At 66.9% G+C, this 18264-nt stretch carries 21 protein-coding genes, 1 tRNA gene and 1 pseudogene; 15 read left to right on the top strand and 8 right to left on the bottom strand.

Features of this window, described 5'->3' with window-relative positions; translation table 11 throughout:
* Nucleotides 1–124: 124 nt before the first annotated feature.
* Nucleotides 125–198: transfer RNA gene (locus FXF75_RS13970), tRNA-Tyr, on the bottom strand.
* A gap of 445 nt (nucleotides 199–643) precedes the next feature.
* Between FXF75_RS13970 and FXF75_RS13975 the strand changes: the two are divergent.
* The 3 genes and pseudogenes from FXF75_RS13975 (at nucleotide 644) to ftsZ (ending at nucleotide 2919) form a co-directional block, all read left to right on the top strand.
* A pseudogene (locus tag FXF75_RS13975) lies at nucleotides 644–1314 on the top strand (zinc ribbon domain-containing protein).
* Nucleotides 1315–1500: 186 nt separating this feature from the next.
* Entirely contained in the window at nucleotides 1501–1683 is a 183-nt protein-coding gene (locus FXF75_RS13980) for a ribbon-helix-helix domain-containing protein (RefSeq protein WP_163522467.1), read from the top strand.
* A gap of 3 nt (nucleotides 1684–1686) precedes the next feature.
* A complete protein-coding gene (gene ftsZ, locus FXF75_RS13985) occupies nucleotides 1687–2919 on the top strand; it encodes a cell division protein FtsZ (RefSeq protein WP_163522468.1) in 1233 nt (410 codons plus the stop codon).
* A gap of 212 nt (nucleotides 2920–3131) precedes the next feature.
* Here the strand turns inward: ftsZ and FXF75_RS13990 are convergent, their stop codons facing one another.
* A complete protein-coding gene (locus FXF75_RS13990) occupies nucleotides 3132–4103 on the bottom strand; it encodes a TIGR00269 family protein (RefSeq protein WP_163522469.1) in 972 nt (323 codons plus the stop codon).
* 295 nt (nucleotides 4104–4398) lie between these two features.
* Here FXF75_RS13990 and FXF75_RS13995 point away from each other — a divergent pair, with 295 nt between their 5' ends.
* Both FXF75_RS13995 and FXF75_RS14000 read left to right on the top strand, forming a co-directional pair.
* Entirely contained in the window at nucleotides 4399–4848 is a 450-nt protein-coding gene (locus FXF75_RS13995; RefSeq protein ID WP_163522470.1) for a hypothetical protein, read from the top strand.
* Between the two features lie 147 nt (nucleotides 4849–4995).
* The gene (locus FXF75_RS14000; RefSeq protein ID WP_163522471.1) at nucleotides 4996–5211 is read left to right on the top strand and encodes a hypothetical protein; all 216 of its coding nucleotides are present in this window, start codon (nucleotides 4996–4998) and stop codon (nucleotides 5209–5211) included.
* Between the two features lie 14 nt (nucleotides 5212–5225).
* Here FXF75_RS14000 and FXF75_RS14005 read toward each other — a convergent pair whose 3' ends face one another.
* The 3 genes from FXF75_RS14005 to FXF75_RS14015 are packed head-to-tail and all read right to left on the bottom strand — an operon-like array spanning nucleotide 5226 to nucleotide 7143.
* Nucleotides 5226–6302, bottom strand: a complete 1077-nt coding sequence (locus FXF75_RS14005) for a Brp/Blh family beta-carotene 15,15'-dioxygenase (RefSeq protein ID WP_163522472.1) — start codon at nucleotides 6300–6302, stop codon at nucleotides 5226–5228.
* Nucleotides 6293–6562 carry a lycopene cyclase domain-containing protein gene (locus FXF75_RS23505; protein WP_375335542.1) on the bottom strand — a complete coding sequence of 90 codons (270 nt, stop codon included), beginning with the start codon at nucleotides 6560–6562 and terminating at the stop codon, nucleotides 6293–6295. The genes FXF75_RS14005 and FXF75_RS23505 overlap by 10 nt, the downstream gene beginning before the upstream one ends.
* A complete protein-coding gene (locus FXF75_RS14015) occupies nucleotides 6469–7143 on the bottom strand; it encodes a lycopene cyclase domain-containing protein (protein ID WP_163522474.1) in 675 nt (224 codons plus the stop codon). Before FXF75_RS14015 ends, FXF75_RS23505 begins: the two co-directional genes overlap by 94 nt.
* Nucleotides 7144–7296: 153 nt before the next feature.
* Between FXF75_RS14015 and FXF75_RS14020 the strand changes: the two genes are divergently transcribed.
* From FXF75_RS14020 to FXF75_RS14040, 5 genes are all read left to right on the top strand, one after another.
* Entirely contained in the window at nucleotides 7297–7893 is a 597-nt protein-coding gene (locus FXF75_RS14020) for a hypothetical protein (protein ID WP_163522475.1), read from the top strand.
* A gap of 111 nt (nucleotides 7894–8004) precedes the next feature.
* Nucleotides 8005–9081, top strand: coding sequence for a zinc-binding alcohol dehydrogenase (locus FXF75_RS14025; RefSeq protein WP_163522476.1), 1077 nt, complete (start codon nucleotides 8005–8007; stop codon nucleotides 9079–9081).
* A 90-nt stretch (nucleotides 9082–9171) separates the two neighbouring features.
* Nucleotides 9172–9549 (top strand): 6-carboxytetrahydropterin synthase, encoded by a 378-nt coding sequence (locus tag FXF75_RS14030; RefSeq protein ID WP_163522477.1) that lies wholly within the window; start codon nucleotides 9172–9174, stop codon nucleotides 9547–9549.
* A 3-nt stretch (nucleotides 9550–9552) separates the two neighbouring features.
* Nucleotides 9553–10650, top strand: coding sequence for a glycosyltransferase family 4 protein (locus FXF75_RS14035; protein ID WP_163522478.1), 1098 nt, complete (start codon nucleotides 9553–9555; stop codon nucleotides 10648–10650).
* Entirely contained in the window at nucleotides 10647–11519 is an 873-nt protein-coding gene (locus FXF75_RS14040; RefSeq protein ID WP_163522479.1) for a bifunctional 2-polyprenyl-6-hydroxyphenol methylase/3-demethylubiquinol 3-O-methyltransferase UbiG, read from the top strand. Before FXF75_RS14035 ends, FXF75_RS14040 begins: the two co-directional genes overlap by 4 nt.
* A gap of 118 nt (nucleotides 11520–11637) precedes the next feature.
* On the opposite strand, the gene FXF75_RS14045 is transcribed toward FXF75_RS14040, so the two are convergent.
* Nucleotides 11638–12783: a site-2 protease family protein gene (locus FXF75_RS14045; protein WP_163522480.1), complete on the bottom strand. Its 1146-nt coding sequence runs from the start codon at nucleotides 12781–12783 to the stop codon at nucleotides 11638–11640.
* A gap of 458 nt (nucleotides 12784–13241) precedes the next feature.
* Between FXF75_RS14045 and FXF75_RS14050 the strand changes: the two genes are divergently transcribed.
* The 3 genes from FXF75_RS14050 (at nucleotide 13242) to FXF75_RS14060 (ending at nucleotide 15178) form a co-directional block, all read left to right on the top strand.
* Nucleotides 13242–13637, top strand: a complete 396-nt coding sequence (locus FXF75_RS14050) for a helix-turn-helix domain-containing protein (RefSeq protein WP_163522481.1) — start codon at nucleotides 13242–13244, stop codon at nucleotides 13635–13637.
* Between the two features lie 400 nt (nucleotides 13638–14037).
* Complete coding sequence (locus FXF75_RS14055; RefSeq protein WP_163522482.1) at nucleotides 14038–14685, top strand: hypothetical protein; 648 nt, start codon at nucleotides 14038–14040, stop codon at nucleotides 14683–14685.
* A 166-nt stretch (nucleotides 14686–14851) separates the two neighbouring features.
* Nucleotides 14852–15178 (top strand): hypothetical protein, encoded by a 327-nt coding sequence (locus FXF75_RS14060; protein WP_163522483.1) that lies wholly within the window; start codon nucleotides 14852–14854, stop codon nucleotides 15176–15178.
* A gap of 171 nt (nucleotides 15179–15349) precedes the next feature.
* Here the strand turns inward: FXF75_RS14060 and FXF75_RS14065 are convergent, their stop codons facing one another.
* A complete protein-coding gene (locus tag FXF75_RS14065; protein WP_163522484.1) occupies nucleotides 15350–16150 on the bottom strand; it encodes a methyltransferase domain-containing protein in 801 nt (266 codons plus the stop codon).
* Between the two features lie 137 nt (nucleotides 16151–16287).
* Between FXF75_RS14065 and FXF75_RS14070 the strand changes: the two genes are divergently transcribed.
* Nucleotides 16288–16968 carry an AzlC family ABC transporter permease gene (locus FXF75_RS14070; protein WP_309221823.1) on the top strand — a complete coding sequence of 227 codons (681 nt, stop codon included), beginning with the start codon at nucleotides 16288–16290 and terminating at the stop codon, nucleotides 16966–16968.
* Complete coding sequence (locus FXF75_RS14075; RefSeq protein ID WP_163522485.1) at nucleotides 16969–17310, top strand: AzlD domain-containing protein; 342 nt, start codon at nucleotides 16969–16971, stop codon at nucleotides 17308–17310. It begins immediately after the preceding gene.
* An 88-nt stretch (nucleotides 17311–17398) separates the two neighbouring features.
* On the opposite strand, the gene FXF75_RS14080 is transcribed toward FXF75_RS14075, so the two are convergent.
* A complete protein-coding gene (locus FXF75_RS14080; protein ID WP_163522486.1) occupies nucleotides 17399–18169 on the bottom strand; it encodes a CPBP family intramembrane glutamic endopeptidase in 771 nt (256 codons plus the stop codon).
* Nucleotides 18170–18264 lie beyond the last annotated feature (95 nt).

The following is an 18264-nucleotide window of genomic DNA, read 5'->3' on the forward strand; positions in this document are numbered from 1 at the left end:
TTCCGGGCGTGCGGCCTTCGGCCGGTCCGGGACTGCGACTCACAGGTTCAAATCGGCTCGGGGTCGCTACTCTCGCGGCGTATCTCAGTCGCTTCGCTCTTTCGTGTTACGTCGCAAGAAGTAGTCCGCCCTCCCCGATTTGAACGGGGGGCAAGTCGATCTACAGTCGACTGCTCTACCAGTCTGAGCTAAGGGCGGGCACGCAGTTTCACGTAGGTTCCCTGCCAGACTTAAGGGTTATTATTCGGTGAGAGCGCGTCGCCTGCCACCGAGTCACGTCGCCGCCGCGTCTGTCCCACGTCGATACCCCATCCCGGTGTAATTTGCGTCCGACAGTTCGGAGGACAGAGAGTGCCTCCGGTGGAAATCGCCGACCGAACTGCGACCGACCCCAGCGACGAATCGCGTATCGACATCGCCGAGACCGTGCGGTCGCACCGACACACGGCGTTCGGAATCCGGGACTGCTCGAACCCGAGACCTGCGGCGATACTCGGACGAGGTCACACGTCAAATGGCGTTCCGGACGACAGACGGACCGAAACCGTCCGACGGCCGCTCGTCTCCCATCGTCTTCCACTCGTCGGACATGTTTGGGAAGATTGAAATGGGTTGGTCGTAAACCTGTGGGTCGAACTGGCACATGAGCAAGATAACGTTCGCGCGGACGAGGAACTGGTCGAGCGCATCGAGGGCCGCGACGCCTCGAAGAGCGAGATTATGCGGGAGGCGCTCCGCGAGTACCTCGACGCGTCCGACGACGGGAATCGCGCTCGGGACGCGGGCCGCACCGCGGACGCGGACCGGGCGCACGACGCACGCCGGGCGACCACCTCGGCCGGTGGTCACGGCGAGCGCCGAAGTGCCGACAGTCTCGACGATATCATCGCGCAGCGCGTGGACGAACTCGTCGCCGAGCGACTCGCCGCGTGGGAGGCCCAAGAGCGCGAGCGCGGACGCAACCGCGGCGAGCGCGCTCAGGACGTGAACGTCAACGTGACGCTCGACACCGACGCCGCCCGAACCGACGCGTCGGCGGACCGGCACGCGGACGCGTCTGACGAGTTGTCCGACGGACGCCCGCCGGAACGCGCCGCCGACGCGGACCGTCGCGAGCCGTCCGGCGAGACAGAGAACGCCTGCGGACAGTGCGGCGAGTCGCTGTCCGACGACCACGTGTACTGCCCGAACTGCGGAGAGAAGGCCGCGCGACGGGTCTTCTGTGAGTGCGGTGACGAAGTGCGCTCCGATTGGGGGTTCTGTCCGAGCTGTGGCCGCCGAACGCCCGCGGCCGACGTCCTCGACCGGTCGTAAGACAACGTTTTACGACGGGCGTTAACTATTTAAGTTCTGACTATGTGGGTAGTGGCACGTAAGACGGTCGTCTTACACACCGTCCCGAATACGGGAATTGGACCGTGTTGGGGACTCACAGAGTGTAAGACAGGACGCGCTGGAAGTCGCGTGCCGTCTTACTAACAACAGGGGAAATTACAAAACATGGAGCGTGTGACACTGCGCATTCCGAAGCAGCAGATAGAAGAGGTCGAACAGATGGTCGAGACGGGCGAGTTCCCGAACCGGAGCGAAGCGATTCGGGCCGCCGTTCGAGACATGTTGAACGAACACGAAGAAGAGAAGACCGAGCAGACCACGAACAAGCGCTCGTGGGCGAAGGTGTAGACCATGCAGGATATCGTTCAAGACGCCCTCGAGAACGCCGAGGAAGAGAGTCGCGAGATGGACGCTTCGATGGACGGCGACGAGTTCGGGGACCCCCGAATCGTCATCGTCGGCTGTGGCGGTGCGGGCAACAACACCGTCAACCGACTCTACAACATCGGCGTCGAGGGCGCCGACACCGTCGCTATCAACACCGACAAGCAGCACCTCAAGATGATTGAGGCCGACACGAAGATTCTGGTCGGCAAGTCCCTGACCAACGGACTCGGCGCTGGCGGCGACCCCTCGATGGGTGAGCGCGCCACCGAGATGGCGCAAGGGACCATCAAAGAGGTACTCGGCGACGCGGACCTCGTGTTCGTCACCGCAGGGATGGGCGGCGGCACCGGCACAGGTGCGGCCCCCGTCGTCTCGAAGATTGCCAAAGAGCAGGGCGCTATCGTCGTCGGGATGGTCTCGACGCCGTTCAACGTCGAGCGCGCACGCACGGTGAAAGCCGAGGAAGGACTGGAGAAACTCCGCAACGAGGCCGACTCCATCATCGTGCTCGACAACAACCGACTGCTCGACTACGTCCCGAACCTGCCCATCGGCAAGGCGTTCTCGGTGATGGACCAGATTATCGCCGAGACCGTGAAGGGAATCTCGGAGACCATCACCCAGCCCTCGCTCATCAACCTCGACTACGCCGACATGACCTCCATCATGAACCAAGGCGGCGTCGCGGTGATGCTTGTCGGCGAGACGCAAGACAAGAACAAGACCGAAGAGGTCGTCCGCGACGCGATGAACCACCCGCTGCTGGACGTGGACTACCGCGGCGCATCCGGCGGTCTGGTCCACATCACGGGCGGCCCGGACCTCACGCTCAAGGAGGCCGAGTCCATCGCGAGCAACATCACCGAACGACTCGAAGCGAGCGCGAACGTCATCTGGGGCGCGCGGATTCAGGACAACTACAAGGGTAAGGTCCGGGTCATGGCCATCATGACCGGCGTCCAGAGCGCGCAGGTCCTCGGCCCGAGCACCCAGAAGCAGGCCGACAAGTCCCGTCAGGAGATGCGCGACGTGGACGCCCAAGCGTTCGACGCCAGTCAGAACGTCGAAGATGCCGGGAGTCTCGGCGGAACTGGCGGTGCCTCCCGCGAAGCCAACGAGTCTGCGGAGTGGGGAACCAAGAGCGACGGCGGTCAGGACAAAGTCGAGCAGAACAACGGTCTCGACGTAATTCGCTGACTGGGATTCCGTCTTCCGACGAATCGTGCGTTTTGGCTCTTTCTCGCGGTAACTCGAACGCCTAGCGACGCGGCGCTCGTTCGAGAGTTGTGTCTGTTCGTCGCTCGGCAGAATCCGGACCGGTCGCCCGGTGTCGAACGCAGGCCTCAGTGCCTCTTTCCCGACGGACCCGAAGGGTGTTTCATCGAGCGCAGCAGGTGCGGCGGTGAGAATCAGACGGCGTGAATCGAATCGAGGAGCGAGCACTTCCGGCAGACGTCGCGCGTGGTCGATGCGCCGCAGCGCTCGCACTCGCCGAGTTCGGTGTCGCCCTCGTCGCGCGCGCCGAACTCGCTGGCGGCCAGCGACGCGAGTTCCTCGTAGCCCGCCATAATCGAGTGGCGTGTCCCCGGGTGGTTCTCCTCCAGTTTGTGAAGGAGTTCCTGAATCTCACCGCGGTAGGCCTCGCTGGCGTGCGGGCACTCCGTGATGTGGGCGGGGAGGTCTTCGAGGTGCGCGTAGAGCGCGACCTCCTTCTCGGGCACGTCCCGGAGCGGTTTGGCCCGGGGTACGAAATCGTCCTGTTCGCCCCGCTCCTCGAAGTTGCCGAGACTCGCGTCGAAGTGCTTGGCGACCTGCGAGACGTCGCCTTCGAGGAAGTTCATCAGCGCGGTCTGGGCCTCGTCGTCGAGGTTGTGTCCGGTCAGGAGTTTGTCGGCGTCGTACTTCTCGGCGTACTTCGAGAGCAGGTCCCGACGGAACACCCCGCAGTAGGCGCAGGCCGCCATCCCCTCGGGGTCTTTCTCGACCACGTCGTCCATCTGCACGTCGAACTCCTCCTCGTAGGTGACGAGTTCGTGGCGGATGCCCAGTTCGTCGGTCAGTTCCACGCAGGCGTCCACGCTCTCGTCGCGATACCCCTCGATGCCCTCGTGAATCGTGAGCGCGACGAGTTCGATGCGCGGGTCCTGCTCGAAGGTTCGGTAGAGGATGTCGGTGAGGACGACGCTGTCTTTGCCGCCGGAGAGACCGACGACCCACGTCTGTGGGTCCTCGGGCGTGGCGTCGTCGGGAACGAGGTCGTCCTCCCGGATACGACGCCGAACTCGCTTCTCCACGGAAGCGACGAAGTGGTCCTCGCAGAGATGTAGCCCCGAGTAGGCGGCGTGCATCACCGCCTCTCGGCCGCATTTGTCGCAGTCCATCGCGTATGGGTTTCGGTTCCGGGCGTTTGTCGGTTTCGCCTCGGACTGATAAATGATATAGTGCGATAGCAAATCGGCATCGAGCCGCTGTGAGCGCCTCCGACTCCACGGGCGGTACTGACGCGGTTTAGTGGAATCCAATCATTTTCATGATATTTCGGCCACGACCATTACTGAGCGATACCGAGTGGAGGGAAGTCCGGTCGAGTGAAATCGTCCATTCGGAAGGTCGATAGATTCCGACTCCCGACATTGATGGACAGGCTGAAATGACGCTCGCTCTATAGGTGTATTGATGAACCGCCGAACTTTCCTCTCGGGGGTATGTGGCGGGAGTATCGCCACGGGTGGGTGCCTCGGTACCGGAGGGAGTACGCCGTTCGTTACGAACAGTTCGATAGAAGTGACCGACCGAGGGTGCGGGAGCCGAAAGAACACGGCTACACTCGACTACGAGAAGGCGGCGACTCGACTCCACATCGAGGGGGTCCTGTCCGGAACGACGAAGTGTGGCGGTCTGAACTGGTCCCACGCGTACAATCAGGAGTCAAACCGGGTCATCCTCGAAATCCTGCCTACCGACGACGCACAGTGCCCGTCTTGCACTCGATACTACGAGTACAAGGGCACCGCGACGTTCCGCGAGGCGCCGTCGGTCGCGGTCGCGTTCCACTCCGACCCGGACGTACTCGCAGACGTGGGGGCTGTAATCCTGTCCGAGTCGGGGGCGGAGGCGACCCCATGAGTTCCGGGGAGGGGATAGTTCGTTTCAGCCTCGACCGTCCCCTTGACGAGAGAGTCCAGGTCACTATCCGTCCGAGAGAGCCGAATGCGAACCGACGAGACGGCACCCGCCCCGAGGAATAAGACCACCGAGCACGTACGTCGGTCCATGCCCGTGGGTGGGTACGACCCCGAAGACCTCGACGAGAAACTCTCGGACCTGCTGGACGAGACGGGCCGAGACCCCTCGAACTGGTTGACCGCCGAGGAGATAGCCGCGTGGGAGAACGGCGAGAGTCTGGTGGACCTGCTGAGCGAGGAGGACATCCGCGAGTTGCTGCAGGCGGAACGCGACCGTTCCAGCGGTGGCGACGCCGCGAGTTAGCCCGGCGAGCGGAGTCACTCGGCCGACCAGACGCCCTCTCGCAGGTCCATCCACGTGACGACGGCGGTGTGAGGGAGCGTCAGCACCGCCAGTAACACGAGATACAGACCGAGAAGTGACGCCGGATTCGCGTCGGGCGGGGCGACGGACGCGAGACCGGCGAGGACGACCAGCGCCCCGACCGTGTTCGGAAGCGCGTCGCGAGCGAATCCCGCGACCGCGGGGGCGATTCGTCCGCCCGCGAGCGACTCGCCGCCGTCGTTCTCGACGACGAGGAGGCGCGCGACGTGGCGGACCGAGTGCCAGAGGCAGAAGTAGAGACCGACCGCCAGTACCGGCGGGACGACGAGGAAGTACGCCCACAGCAGGGCGGTTTCGAGCGCGTCGATTCGCCACCCGCGGTCGGTCCACCCGCTCCCCCGGACGACCCCGACGCCGACGGCGACCAGCGAGAGCGCGGCCAGTCCGCCGCCGAGCGCGAAGCGGACTTCGGGCCGAAACGCGGCGTCGAGGGTGGTCGCTGTGACGAGGTCGGAGTCGAACAGTCGAATCGTCGCCTCGGCGACCGACCGGTAGACGCCCGGAAACGCCACGAGCGGGACGACCATGGGAATCCCGCCCCGGACCGCGAGCGCGAGCAGGCGCTGGCCGCGGGTCCGGAGGTGGTCGCCGCCGACCGCGAGCAGGACGTAGAGGTCGCCCTGCCCCCAGTGGTAGACGGTCAACAGGAGGAACGAGGCGAACCCGAGGGCGGGGGAGGTCAGCCAGACCGCGAGTGTGACCGCGCCGCCGAGGAGGTAGACCGCGCCGACCGCCGCCAGCGGGCGGGACCCGCCGAGGCGCGCGACCGCGAGGTGGTCGGCCGCGCCGTGGGGGAGTCCGAAGGCGACGAAACTGGCGAGAAACGGGAGGTAGCGCACGACCGGCGGGAGGTCGGCTCCGACGCCGAGGGCCGCCGCGACCGCGACCGCCGCGAGGGCGACCCACGCCGGGACGACCGCGATTCGGAACAGTTCCCCGCCGAAGCCGTCGGGCGGGCCGCCGCCCGCGGAACCGGTCCCGTCCGAATCGCGCTCGCCGCTCACTGCCATCGGCGACGCACCTCCGCGGCGTCCGGAACGCGGGCCGCGACCGCCTCGGCCAGCGACGCGACCGACGGCGGTACCAGTCCCGCGACCGCGTAGGCCGGACCGCGCTCGTCCGCCCGGGCGGTCACCCAGTCGAACAGCAAGAGACCCTGCACGACGAGGAGGTTCGTCAGGACGAAGAAAATCGCCTCCTCGACCGGCAGTCCCGCGACGTGAATCCCGGTCGAGTAGTCGGGCGAAATCGTCCAGAGACCCGTGCCGATGGCGAACCGGTCGGCGACCCAGAGGTACGCCGACGGAACCGCGACCGCGCCGCGACGAGTCGGCGGTAGCGCCAGACGACCGGGCCGCCGACCGCCCAGAGGAACGCGACGACCGGCCCGGCCCAGACGAGTATCATCCCGAGGTAGTAGGTCCGGGTCGCACTCACGGTGAGAACGGCCCCGAGCGCCGCAAGTGCGAGCCACGCGACGGCACCGACGGTCCGGGCGTCGGCCCGTCCGGGCGCGTCGCGGCCGGGAACGCCGGGGTCCACCCGGGGCGCGAGCAGGTGATACCAGAGTCCGGTCGTGACGGTCTGGAGGACGAAGAACAGCCACTCGCCGAGGGGGACGCGGGCGAACCGGGCCGCGACCACGCCCTCGCCGTAGGTCCAGACGCCGCGACCGACGAGATAGCTGTCCCACGGTGCGGTGTAGGCGACCGCGATGCAGACCAGCGCGGCCACGCCCGCGACCACTCGTCGCGGGGCCTCGGTCCGGCGCGCGACCGCGACGGTCAACCCGACCGCGGGGACCGCGAGGAAGGCCGACAGGAACTCGACGTAGGTGAGCGAACCGGTCATCGTGAGAGTCGGACTCGTTCGCGGCGTTCGCAACCGGGTGTCAAAGTCGGTTCGGTAGCTGGTCGGCGGGTAGGGGGACGGCTGGCGAAAATCGAAGCGTGGATGTCGGGGCGAGGAACGGAACTGAGTGGCTTCGGCCCGTAGGACCGACGGATGCGCCGCGTAGCCCAAATCGAAGTCCTCCGCGAGTGGCTCCGGGTCGAGCGAAGCCACCCCGAGGTGGACTGGTTCCCCGTCGAATCGCTGGACGAGCGAGCGGCGCTGGACGAACTGCTCGACCGCAACCCCGGCGCGGCCGCGTTCGTCTGGCGGGACGCCCCCGTGCGGTGGTACGAGACGACCCTCGACCGAGAGGACTTCGCGGACCTCCGCGTGGTCGAGGGACCCGAGGGACTGCGGTGGCGCGCCCTCTCGCCCGACGGGACGATTCACGGCGCGGCCCGTCGAATCGCTGACGGGGACCCGGGCGAGTTGACCGACGAGACGGGCGTGGACGTTTCGACTGTGGTGGAGTTCGTCGAGGAGATGCCCGACGGTCCGCTGGTCCTCTCGACGCGGGAGGGGTGCGTTCCGCGGTACGTGGCCGACGGCAACCACCGCGCGGTGGCGCTGGCGCTCCGGATGCGCTCGGGAGACTTCTCGCCACAGCGCGCGTATCTCGGCGTGGGTGCGAACCGCGTCGTTCGACCCCTCCGACAGCGCCTCTGCGGGGCGGTCGAGGACGCGCTCGATAGTTACTTCGGGAGGTAGTGTTCCGAACAGTTTCCGGGTCCTGGAACGCTCTCGCGCCGGTTGGGGGCCAAAGAGGCATAAGTCGGCCCGTCGTATCCCGGTCGGACGGCCGAGCGCCGTCGGGGGAGCATGCCAGCACGGTCACTCTACTTCACGGGGGACGGAGCGGTGGAGGTGCGCGAGCGCGAGATACCCGACCCGGACGAGGGGGAAGTTCGGGTCCGGGCCGAGCGGTCGGCGGTGAGTCCCGGCACGGAGCTACTGGTCTACCGCGGCGAGGTGCCGTCGGGGATGGCCGCCGACCCGAACATCGACGCGCTGTCTGGCGGGTTCGAGTTCCCGCTCCGGTACGGGTACGCGGTCGTCGGCCGAGTGACGGCGACCGGGCCGGGCGTCGAGAGCGCGTGGGAGGACCGGCGCGTGTTCGGGTTCAATCCGCACGAGAGCCACTTCTGCGCGCCGGTCTCGGACGTGCTGGCGGTGCCCGAGGACTGCTCGGCCGCGGCGGCCACCTTCCTGCCGAACGTCGAGACGGCGGTCAACTTCCTGCACGACGGCGCGCCCAGACTCGGCGAGCGCGCGGCCGTCTTCGGACAGGGCGTGGTCGGCCTGCTGACGACCGCACTGCTCGACGACTGCCCGCTGGACCGACTCGTCACGGTGGACCGCCACGCCCCGCGCCGCGAGCGCTCGCTGGAACTGGGCGCTGACGCCGCCCTCGACCCGGAAGCCACGCTCGGTCCGGACGGGCGCGATTTCGACGGCGGAGAGTCAGACCGGACCGGCGTCGGCGAACGAATCCGAGAGCGACTGGGAGGTCCCGACGAGGAGGCCGCGGGCGCGGACCTGACCTACGAACTCTCGGGGTGTCCGGACGCGCTCGACTCGGCCATCGCGGCCACGGGCTACGACGGTCGGGTCGTGGTCGGGTCGTGGTACGGCACCAAGCCCGCGGAACTCGACCTCGGCGGGCGGTTCCACCGGAGTCGGGTCAGCGTCGAGAGCAGTCAGGTCAGCACCATCGACCCGGAACTCCGGGGCCGGTGGTCGAAGGACCGGCGACTCGCCGTGGCGTGGGACCGGCTCCGCGACCTGAACCCCGAACGGTTCCTGACCCACGAGTTCGACGTCGGCGAGGCGGGGCGGGCCTACGAACTGCTGGACGAGAGTCCGGCGGACGCGCTCGGCGTGACCTTCCGGTACTGACGGAGGGACGGGAGGGTCACCGACCCGCCGGGAGTCCTCGAACCCCGCGACCCCCGACTTTCAAGCCGACGGGCGTCGTGCCGACAGTGAATGTACACCGTCACGGTCCAGCGCGACTTCGTAGCACAGCACTTCCTGACGGTTCCGGACCCCGGTCCCGAGGGCGACCTGCACTCGCACCACTACACCGCGACGGTCGAACTCGCGGGCGAGCGACTCAACGAGTACGGCTACCTCGCGGACATCGACGCCGTGGCCGAGCGCCTCGACGCGACGGTGGACCGATACCGGGACGCGACGCTCAACGACCTGCCGGAGTTCGAGGGGCGGAACCCGAGTCTGGAACACTTCGCGCGCCTGTTCGGCGGTCAGTTTTGGGAGAGTCTCGACGCGCCCGAAGTCGAGTCCGTGACCGTCTCGTTGCGGGAGGACGACGTGGCGCGGGCGTCCCACGAGCGAGCGGTCTGAACGATGCGCGTCGGACTGGTGGTCTACGGCGACCTCGGGACCACCAGCGGCGGGTACCTCTACGACCGGCGACTCGCCGCGGCGCTCCGGGACGCGGGCCACCGGGTCTCCGTCGTCTCGCTTCCCGAACGCGACTACCTGCGAGCGCTCGCCGACAACCTCGACCCCGGAATCCGCTCCGGACTCCGGGGGTTCGACCTGCTGGTCGAAGACGAACTCTGTCACCCCTCGCTGGTCGGCCACAACCGGGCCGTCGGCGCGCCGATAGTCGCCGTCGTCCACCACCTCCGGAGCAGCGAGCGGTGGCCCGCGTGGCGCGAGCGACTCTATCGCGCGGTCGAACGGCGCTACCTCCGGACCGCCGACGCGGCAATCTACGCCAGCGACGCGACGCGGCGCGACGCCGAGCGACTCGCCGGTCCCCGACCCTCGGTGGTCGCCCGGCCCGCGGGAGACCGATTCGACCCCGACGTGGACCCCCGAACTATCGTCGCCCGGGCCGACCGCGACCCCTTCCGAATCGCCTTCGTCGGCAACCTCCTCCCGCGGAAGGGCCTCCGCGTTCTGCTCCGCGGACTCGCCCGCGTCTCGGGGGACTGGCACCTCTCGGTCGTCGGGAACGACGACGCCGACCCGGGGTACGCGGACGACGCACGCGAACTCGCCGAGACGTTCGGAATCGCCGACGCGGTCCGGTTCGAGGGGCGACTCCCGGACGCCGCGCTCGCCGACCGACTCGCCGAGAGCCACCTGCTCGCGGTCCCCTCGCGGTTCGAGGGGTACGGCATCGTCTATCTGGAGGGGATGGGGTTCGGACTCCCGGCGCTCGCCACGACCGCGGGCGGTGCGACGGAACTCGTCACTCACGGCGAGGACGGCTTCCTCGTCCCGCCGGGCGACGCCGCCGCGGTCGCCGCGGCGGTCGAAACCCTGCTGAGCGACCGCGACCGCCTGCGCGAGATGAGTCTGACCGCCAGACGCCGATTCGAGCGCCATCCGGGGTGGAGCGAGTCGATGGCGACCGCCCGGCGCTTCCTGCAGTCGGTCGCTGACGAGTCGGAGCGACTCGGCGAGAATCACCCGAAGGAGACCGAGCCGTGAACTTCCAGCGTTACCTCTCGGCCAAGCGGACCGCGGACGGCCGAGCGCTGAACCGCCGCGTCGAGGAGCGACTCGGCGACGCGGTGTGCATGCAGGACCGCCTGCGTGTACTGGAGGTCGGCGCTGGCATCGGTTCGACCGTACTCCGACTCCTCGACCGGCAGTGGCTCCCCGACCGGGTGACCTACACCGCGCTCGACGTGGACGAGCGAACCGTCGTGACCGCCCGCGAGCGCCTGCCGCCGCGCGCCGCCGCACTCGGCTACGCGGTCCGGCGCGCGGGCGACCGGTTCGTCCTCTCTCGCGAGGGCCGACGCGTCGAAGTCGAGTTCCGAACGGCCGACGCCTTCGAGTTCCTCGCGGAGACCGACGCGGTGTGGGACCTCGTTGTGGCTCAGGCCTTCGCGGACCTCGTCGACCCCGCCGACGCGCTGGCGGCGTTCCGAACCGCGCTGGCTCCCGAGGGACTGGTCTACTGTCCCATCACCTTCGACGGCGAGACGATTTTCGAACCCGTGACCGACGCCGAGTTCGAGGGGCGTCTGCTCGACGCGTTCCACCGCCACCTCGACCGGTCGGGCGACAGCAGAGCGGGCCGACACCTGCTCTCGCTGGCCGCCGCCGGAGACGAGGGCGGCGTTCTGGCGGCGGGCGGGTCGGACTGGGTGGTGCGACCCCGCGGCGAGACGTATCCGGCCGACGAGACCTACTTCCTCGACTGCATCGTGGAGATGGTCGAGAGCGCCGTCCGCGCGGAGTCGGTACTCGACGACCGGCGACTGTCGGCGTGGGTCGCGCGCCGACACCGACAGGTCGAGGACGCGGAACTGGTGTACGTCGCCCACCAACTCGACCTGCTGATTCGGTGAAAACAGCCGCGAGGCGGAAATCGAGCGGAGAAGTACTCTACAGATTTCGACGCGACTGGGGTTTCGGAACGTCGGAGCCTCCACGACTACCGAACGGAATCGCCGCAGGCGACCAGCGTCACATGGCGGTCCGCGGTGCCGCGACGCTCCCCGCTTCCCGGCGAATCTGTAACGCCGTCGCCATCTGCGTCGAAGTGATGACGCCCCGAATCTCGCCGTCGGCTTCCACGATTGCCGCGTCCACCCGGTCGCGGTTCATCAGTCCGTACACGTCGAACAGCGACGTTTCACCGGTAATTCGAGGAACGTTAGTGTCCATCACCTCCTCGACCGTAGTATCCTGCCCGCGACTGCGTTTGAAGTCGTCTACCGAGACGATGCCGGCGACGGTTCCGTCGTCGCCGGTCACCAGATATGTCGTCCGGCCTTCCTCCAACATACGCGTCGCGAGGTCCGCCATCGTGGTGTCTCCGGTGACCCTCTCCGTGTCCGTCGTCATCACGTCAGCGGCGGTGACGCCGTCGAGCAGCGTGTCGAGCGCGACGAGTCGCGATTCGCTCGTCGCGCCCCCGTACACGAACAGCGCGAGGAGCAGGAGGAGCGGACTGAACGAGAGGACTCCCAAGATAGCGAAGCCAAGCGCGAACAGGGCACCGACGCGCGCGGCGGTCCGCGTCGCCGTCGCGTACGGTTGGGACCGAGCGAGGAGCGCGCGGAGGACGCGCCCGCCGTCCATCGGGAACGCCGGCAGGAGGTTGAACACTGTCAGGACCAGATTCGTCACCACGAGCCACCCGAAGACGAAGGTCACGACGGGAAGCGAAGCGGGGACGACGAGGACGGCGGCGTAGGCCACGGCGGCGACGAGAACGCTGGCCGCGGGTCCGGCGATGGCTATCCAGAACTCCTTCTGCCACTCGCGGGGAATCGTCTGGAGATTGGCGAGACCGCCGAGCAACCAGAGGGTAATCGACTCGACCTCGATACCGTACCGTCGCGCGGCCCACGAGTGCCCGAGTTCGTGGAGCGCGACGCTGACGAACAACCCGACCGCCGCCAGACTACCGATGAGCCACGGCGTGTTCCCGGCCCGGAGGTCCGCCGCGTCGAGCGGCGACGGGGTGAACCCGTTGATGATGCCGGTGTAGATGGTAATCTGTTCGCCGCTTCCGATGAGCCACGCCAAGACCGGCAGGAACACCAACAGCGAAACGTTGATTCGAATGGGGATGCCCCAGACCGAGGTAATCCTGTAGTTCCACATTGCAGAAGTATACGAATCGAGATAGGATATGCTTGGTGGCACGTCTGTACCGCCGTACAGCCGCCGACTGAAACGTCTCGGAGGAAAGGTAGGAAGGAGCGTACATATCAGGAAACGAACTGCTCTGGGCTGAGAGTGTGAGCGTTCGACTGCAATCGAGGAGTGGGCACCCTCTCGGAGACACAGTGACGATACGCAACTTGCGGGCCGTTCGTAGAGGACTAGGCTACAACTCCAATTCGGAGCGACACTGGCGTTTGATATATCGGTATCTAGTTTACTATAACCGCGAGCCGGAATTCGGGAGTTCGAGCGAGACCGCGGGAAACTACCGTCCTGCTGGCCGTCGAGGAGAGCGTCGCAGTCGCCGCGAGTGACCGACACGGGGCGATTGCGGAGCAGTGTTGTGCGGACTATACAAATCCTTTTACGTGTTTGGTCCGTAGCGACCGCTAAGAATGGCAGACTCGATGGCCGAATATCTTCAGAGCGACATGGAGTGTGAGGGACTGCTGGAGTGCATCCACGGTCTGAAGGAACTCGACCGAGAGTGCTTTCAGGTCCTCGTCGAGAGCGAAGAACCGCTGACCATCGACGAAGTGGCCGACAAGGTGGACCGCGAGCGTTCGACCGCGTACCGCTCCATCCAGCGACTTCTCCAGTCCGGATTCGTCCAGAAGGAACAGGTGAACTACGAGCAGGGCGGCTACTACCACGTCTACCGGCCGACCGACCCGGACGAGGTGGCCGACGACATGCAGCGGATGCTCAACGACTGGTACGCCAAGATGGGCCAGTTGGTGCAGGAGTTCCGCGACAAGTACGACCAACAACCGGTCGCGGCCGAGAACTGAGCGACGCGACCCACTTCTGTCCCGCCATATTCCCACGTTCTCTCTCGGCATCTGATATCCCGATATCGCTCTCTTCCCGGGGTTCGGCCCACACTTCTCTCGAATTTCGGAACCGCACTCTCCTCGAATTTCGACGGACCACGGGACGCGCTGCGCTCGCGCTCGGCCGCACGCGGTGCAGTTGCGGCCGAGCGCCCGTGCAAGCGGGGAGCGCGGTTGCGGTGCCGTGCAGTGACGGTGCGGTACAGTGCGGTTGGCGTGGCGCTGTACTCCTCGGCTCTAGCAGTAGCTATCTCCTCGCCACCTCCGCCCACCTCTGAGAATTATCGCACACTCTCCGCGAAACCAACCGACGCCCAACACAGCACCGTTAACCCGCCCGAACCCCAACAGTGCGCCAATGAACCGAGACGAAGCCATCGAACGCGTCGAGGAGATTCTCGCCACCGTCGAGAACGAGACGATGCCCGTGCCGGTCCGGGAGCTGTGGGTCTACGGCGACGTAGCGCTGGGACTCGACCCCGTCGAGCGACTCGACGTGTACGTCACCAAGGACATCCTCCTGCGCGGCGACGACGCCGACGCCGCCGAGCGGTTCCGGAAGTCCCACGGCGTCGAAGGCGTCGGCAAGACCGTCCGGGCCGAGTGGGCCGAGCAACACCCCGAACACCTGCGCGCGAACGACAGCGGCCACGTCGCGCCCGAGAAGTGTCTGGCCGCCAACCTCCTGCCCGACGACGAACCCGTCCACCTCGAAGTCTGCAATTCCAGTTTCGAGGACAACGTGACCCAGCGACTCGAAGGAGCCATCGCGCGAGAAGCCTACGAGCAGATTCTGGACCCGCGAGGCGTCTGCCTCTGGGCCGACGGCCAGCGCAGCGACGAGGCCCTCCGCAAACTCCGCGAGAGCGAACTCCCCTTCCCGACGCTGCCCGACGCGCTGGAGATGCTCGGCATGGACGCCGACGAGACCGACGAGGCCGCCGAGGCGGTCGAGTCCTACCGGAAGCGTCAAGAGGGCGCGACGGTCCGCGGCGACGTGGTGTAGGGTCCCCCGACGAATCGTCCGTCGTCACGCCCTTCGAGGCGTGTTCGTTCGTCGGCAGTTCCGATTGTGAGTGCCACAGTTCGAAGCGCGTTCGTCACGGTCAGAGCGACGTACGCGAGACGACCCGACGGAAATTTCATACGTCATCCTATAGAAGATAGCTGTCATGAACTGGCCACTTGTCCTCCGGGGAGTCGTGCAGTACACCGCTCTGTACGGGGGTGGCACGGTCGGTCTGGTCTACTGGGCCACCGAGAGCGACGCGGCGGTCCTCGGTGCGGCGTTCCTCGGACTGATGGGGACGCTGTTCGTCGTCGGAGGCGGAAGCGGGTCGCGCGGGGCGGTCGCGACCGCGGAGACCGAGATTCCGGGGTCCGAACCCCTCGACGAGACCGGCGACACAGTCCTCGCGGTGGGAGTCGGCCGGAACGTCAAAGCGTTCTTCTACGGCGTCGGTCTCGTCGCCTTCAGCGTCGCTCTCTACGTCGTCTGACGTGGAAGTGCCCAATCGCTCGAAGCGATACCCACTCCTCGAAATCGCCTGCAAATCGGAAGGTGCCGTTGCGCTGGACGACTTCGCCGTCCGCCTCGACGGACGAATCCTCGCTCACGTCCACTAACACGCCGATGCGAACGCGATATCGACGGCGACTGTTCTCCGACCTCAGACCGACCCGACGGTGACGTAGAAGGGGACGACCTCGGCCCGGCGGTACTCGCCCGCGCTCATCTGCTCGACGACCTCGCGGCCCATCGCGCGCCAGTCGCTCCGGAGGTCGTCGTACTCCGCCACCGAGAGGTCGCCCGCGAGCAGGGTCGCCCGGTCGTCGGCCAGTCCCTCGCCGCTGGCCTTCCGGCGGGCCGAGCGCAGGTCTCGCTCGGCGTAGGGCGGTTCGACCGTCCGGGAGTGGTAGTGCTGGCGGGTGGTCACGTCCGCCAGTCCCGCCTCCCGGAACGCCTCGCGGGTCCCCTCGCCGCCGAGGGTCACGTCGGTCTCGACGCCGCGGAGGTACGCCCGGCGCGCGCGGGCCGCGAGACCGTCCTCGGACTCGACGGTGGACTCGACCGACACGCCGCCGTTGTCGGGTTCGACCGCCGCCACGAGGTCCGAGGAGACCCGCCGGAACTCCCGGACCGCGGCGGCGGGGTCGGGCAGGTTGATGAGCAGGGCCTGACAGACCACGAGGTCGAAGCAGTCGTCGGGGAAGGGGAGGCGGAGAGCGTCGCCCGCGACGGTCTCGATGCCGGTCCGGTCGCGGGTCACCGCGAGCAGGTCGAGGTCGGCGTCCGCCCCGACCACTTCGCCGGGCGTCTCCTCGGCGAGGACGCGGGAGAGTTCGCCCGTGCCGCATCCAACGTCGAGGACGCGCTCGCGCGATTCGAGTTCGAGGTCGGCCAGCGCCTCGCGGTCGTCCCACATGCCCCGGCGCGTGTCTCGGAGGTAGTCGGCGGAGAACTGTCGCACGGCTGAATCTGGTCGGTGGTTGTCGCGGGAGAGTGAAAAGCGGGGCGGTCCCCGGCGACTCGCTCGCCGGGCGCTCGGTCCGAACGCCTCGCCGGAAAACCAAGGATGATACCGTTCGGCCCGCCTACGAACGCACAGTGTCATCTCCACGCAGCGACTTCACCTCTGGTGTTCGAGTCGCCCTCCCGATTCTCCTCGGTATCGTTCCGTTCGGGATGGTGGCGGGCGTCGCCGCGATTAGCGCGGGCATCCCCGCGGTCGAAGCGGTCGCCATGTCGGTCGTCATCTTCGCCGGGGCCTCCCAACTCGCGGCGGCCGAACTCGTCGGCCGGAATGCGCCCGCCGTCGTGGTCGTGTTCACCGTCCTCGTCATCAACCTCCGGATGATGATGTACAGCGCCTCCATCGCGCCGTACTTCCAGCGCGAATCCGCTCGGTGGAAGGGCGCACTGGCGTACCTCCTCACCGACCAAGCCTACGCCGTCTCGCTGTTACGGTTCGAGAACGACGACGACGTCTCCCGGCGGTGGTACTACCTCGGCGTGGGGAGTGCGCTGTGGGTGACGTGGCAACTCGCGACGGTCGTCGGCATCGTCCTCGGCGCGAAGGTCCCGGACAGTTGGCGACTGGAGTTCGCTGTCCCGCTGGTGTTCCTCGCGGTACTGGTCCCCGCGGTCACCGACCGAGCGACCGGTGTCGCCGCGCTCGTCGGCGGCGCGGTCGCAGTCGCCGTCAACGGACTGCCGTTCAATCTGGGACTGATAACCGCCGCCGTCGTCGGCATCGCGGCCGGACTACTGGCCGAGGAGGTGGCGTAGATGGCGACCGACTACGGGTCGGCGACGCTGTGGCTGGTCATCCTCGCGGCGGGCGTCGGGACCTTCCTCATCCGGTTCTCGTTCATCGGACTGTTCGGTCTCCTCGACGACGTTCCCGAGGGCGTCGAGCGGGCGCTCCGGTTCGTCCCGGCGGCGGTCCTCTCGGCGCTGGTCGTTCCGCAGTTGGTCGTCTCGGACGGGACCGTCGCGCTCTCGGTCGGGAATCCCCGACTGCTGGCGGGCGCGTTCGCGGCGCTGGTGGCGTGGCGGACCGAGGACGTTCTGGCGACGCTCGTGGCCGGGATGGCGAGCCTGTGGCTCCTGACGTTCGTTTTCGGATAGCGGACCGACGAGTGTACTCGCAAGTTCGCCGCACACGTCGGTCCTCTTCGCGAGAACTCGTCCCGGTCGTATCACACTACCACGGAACTCACGCGGCGATGATGTCGAACTCGAGCAGAAGGTACGCCGACGCGAAGATAGACGCGTTGTAGAGACCGTGAACGGCCATCGCGACGGGGAGCGAATCGGTGGACGCGTACAGCCAACCGAAGGCGAGACCGACGAGGAAGATGACGAAGAGGGTGACTGCGATACCGAGCGCGGACGGCACTACCACCAGTGTCGGCAGATGAATCGACATAAAGAGGACTCCCGCACCGACGACAGCGCCGCGGACCGAGAACGCTCCGGCGAGGTATCGCTGAATGACTCCGCGGAACAACAACTCCTCGGAGGGACCGATAATAAGGACGGAGAGCGGAATCATCACCAACAGGAGTAGCTGCGTATCGGCCGACGATTGAAGGATGCTCGGGGGAGCGAGGGGGACGCCAGCGAGCGACGCTACCCCGATGATACTCGACCGGAGCGCGAACAACGCCACGGTCCCACCGAGTACGTACTGTACGAGCGTTCGGGTATCGGGAACGGAGAGGTCGAGAAAGTCCAGTCCCCGCCCACTCAGTTTCAGAAATCCTGCGCCGACGACGACGAACGCCAGTTCACCGAGAACCGTCGCCCCGACGGTCCGCTCGATACCGGACAATCCGAGGACTGCGGGCAACGTGAAGACGCCGTTCACCACGACGGCGACGACCGTCAGGCCCACGGCTACCAGTCCCCGTATCCATCGCGTCCCGTTCGAGGACTCTGGGTCGGCTGCTGCTCTGTCGCTTGGTTCGTTCTCCGATAACCCCATACCAGTGACAGAATTAGGAAATTACTTAGAATTTGTCATTCGGCGGTAACTGCCTCGGCGAGCCGTAGCATTCGAAAAGAACGGTGTCTGTCGTC

It is taken from the genome of Halorussus sp. MSC15.2 (assembly GCF_010747475.1).
In the GTDB taxonomy this organism is placed as follows: Archaea; Halobacteriota; Halobacteria; order Halobacteriales; family Haladaptataceae; genus Halorussus.

What these genes read in the sequence shown, in the direction of transcription:
- FXF75_RS13980 (WP_163522467.1), top strand. Translation starts at nt 1,501, where the DNA reads ATGGAGCGTGTGACACTGCGCATTCCGAAGCAGCAGATAGAAGAGGTC.
- ftsZ (WP_163522468.1), top strand. Translation starts at nt 1,687, where the DNA reads ATGCAGGATATCGTTCAAGACGCCCTCGAGAACGCCGAGGAAGAGAGT.
- FXF75_RS13990 (WP_163522469.1), bottom strand. Translation starts at nt 4,103, where the DNA reads ATGGACTGCGACAAATGCGGCCGAGAGGCGGTGATGCACGCCGCCTAC.
- FXF75_RS13995 (WP_163522470.1), top strand. Translation starts at nt 4,399, where the DNA reads ATGAACCGCCGAACTTTCCTCTCGGGGGTATGTGGCGGGAGTATCGCC.
- FXF75_RS14000 (WP_163522471.1), top strand. Translation starts at nt 4,996, where the DNA reads ATGCCCGTGGGTGGGTACGACCCCGAAGACCTCGACGAGAAACTCTCG.
- FXF75_RS14005 (WP_163522472.1), bottom strand. Translation starts at nt 6,302, where the DNA reads ATGGCAGTGAGCGGCGAGCGCGATTCGGACGGGACCGGTTCCGCGGGC.
- FXF75_RS14015 (WP_163522474.1), bottom strand. Translation starts at nt 7,143, where the DNA reads ATGACCGGTTCGCTCACCTACGTCGAGTTCCTGTCGGCCTTCCTCGCG.
- FXF75_RS14020 (WP_163522475.1), top strand. Translation starts at nt 7,297, where the DNA reads ATGCGCCGCGTAGCCCAAATCGAAGTCCTCCGCGAGTGGCTCCGGGTC.
- FXF75_RS14025 (WP_163522476.1), top strand. Translation starts at nt 8,005, where the DNA reads ATGCCAGCACGGTCACTCTACTTCACGGGGGACGGAGCGGTGGAGGTG.
- FXF75_RS14030 (WP_163522477.1), top strand. Translation starts at nt 9,172, where the DNA reads ATGTACACCGTCACGGTCCAGCGCGACTTCGTAGCACAGCACTTCCTG.
- FXF75_RS14035 (WP_163522478.1), top strand. Translation starts at nt 9,553, where the DNA reads ATGCGCGTCGGACTGGTGGTCTACGGCGACCTCGGGACCACCAGCGGC.
- FXF75_RS14045 (WP_163522480.1), bottom strand. Translation starts at nt 12,783, where the DNA reads ATGTGGAACTACAGGATTACCTCGGTCTGGGGCATCCCCATTCGAATC.
- FXF75_RS14050 (WP_163522481.1), top strand. Translation starts at nt 13,242, where the DNA reads ATGGCAGACTCGATGGCCGAATATCTTCAGAGCGACATGGAGTGTGAG.
- FXF75_RS14055 (WP_163522482.1), top strand. Translation starts at nt 14,038, where the DNA reads ATGAACCGAGACGAAGCCATCGAACGCGTCGAGGAGATTCTCGCCACC.
- FXF75_RS14060 (WP_163522483.1), top strand. Translation starts at nt 14,852, where the DNA reads ATGAACTGGCCACTTGTCCTCCGGGGAGTCGTGCAGTACACCGCTCTG.
- FXF75_RS14075 (WP_163522485.1), top strand. Translation starts at nt 16,969, where the DNA reads ATGGCGACCGACTACGGGTCGGCGACGCTGTGGCTGGTCATCCTCGCG.
- FXF75_RS14080 (WP_163522486.1), bottom strand. Translation starts at nt 18,169, where the DNA reads ATGGGGTTATCGGAGAACGAACCAAGCGACAGAGCAGCAGCCGACCCA.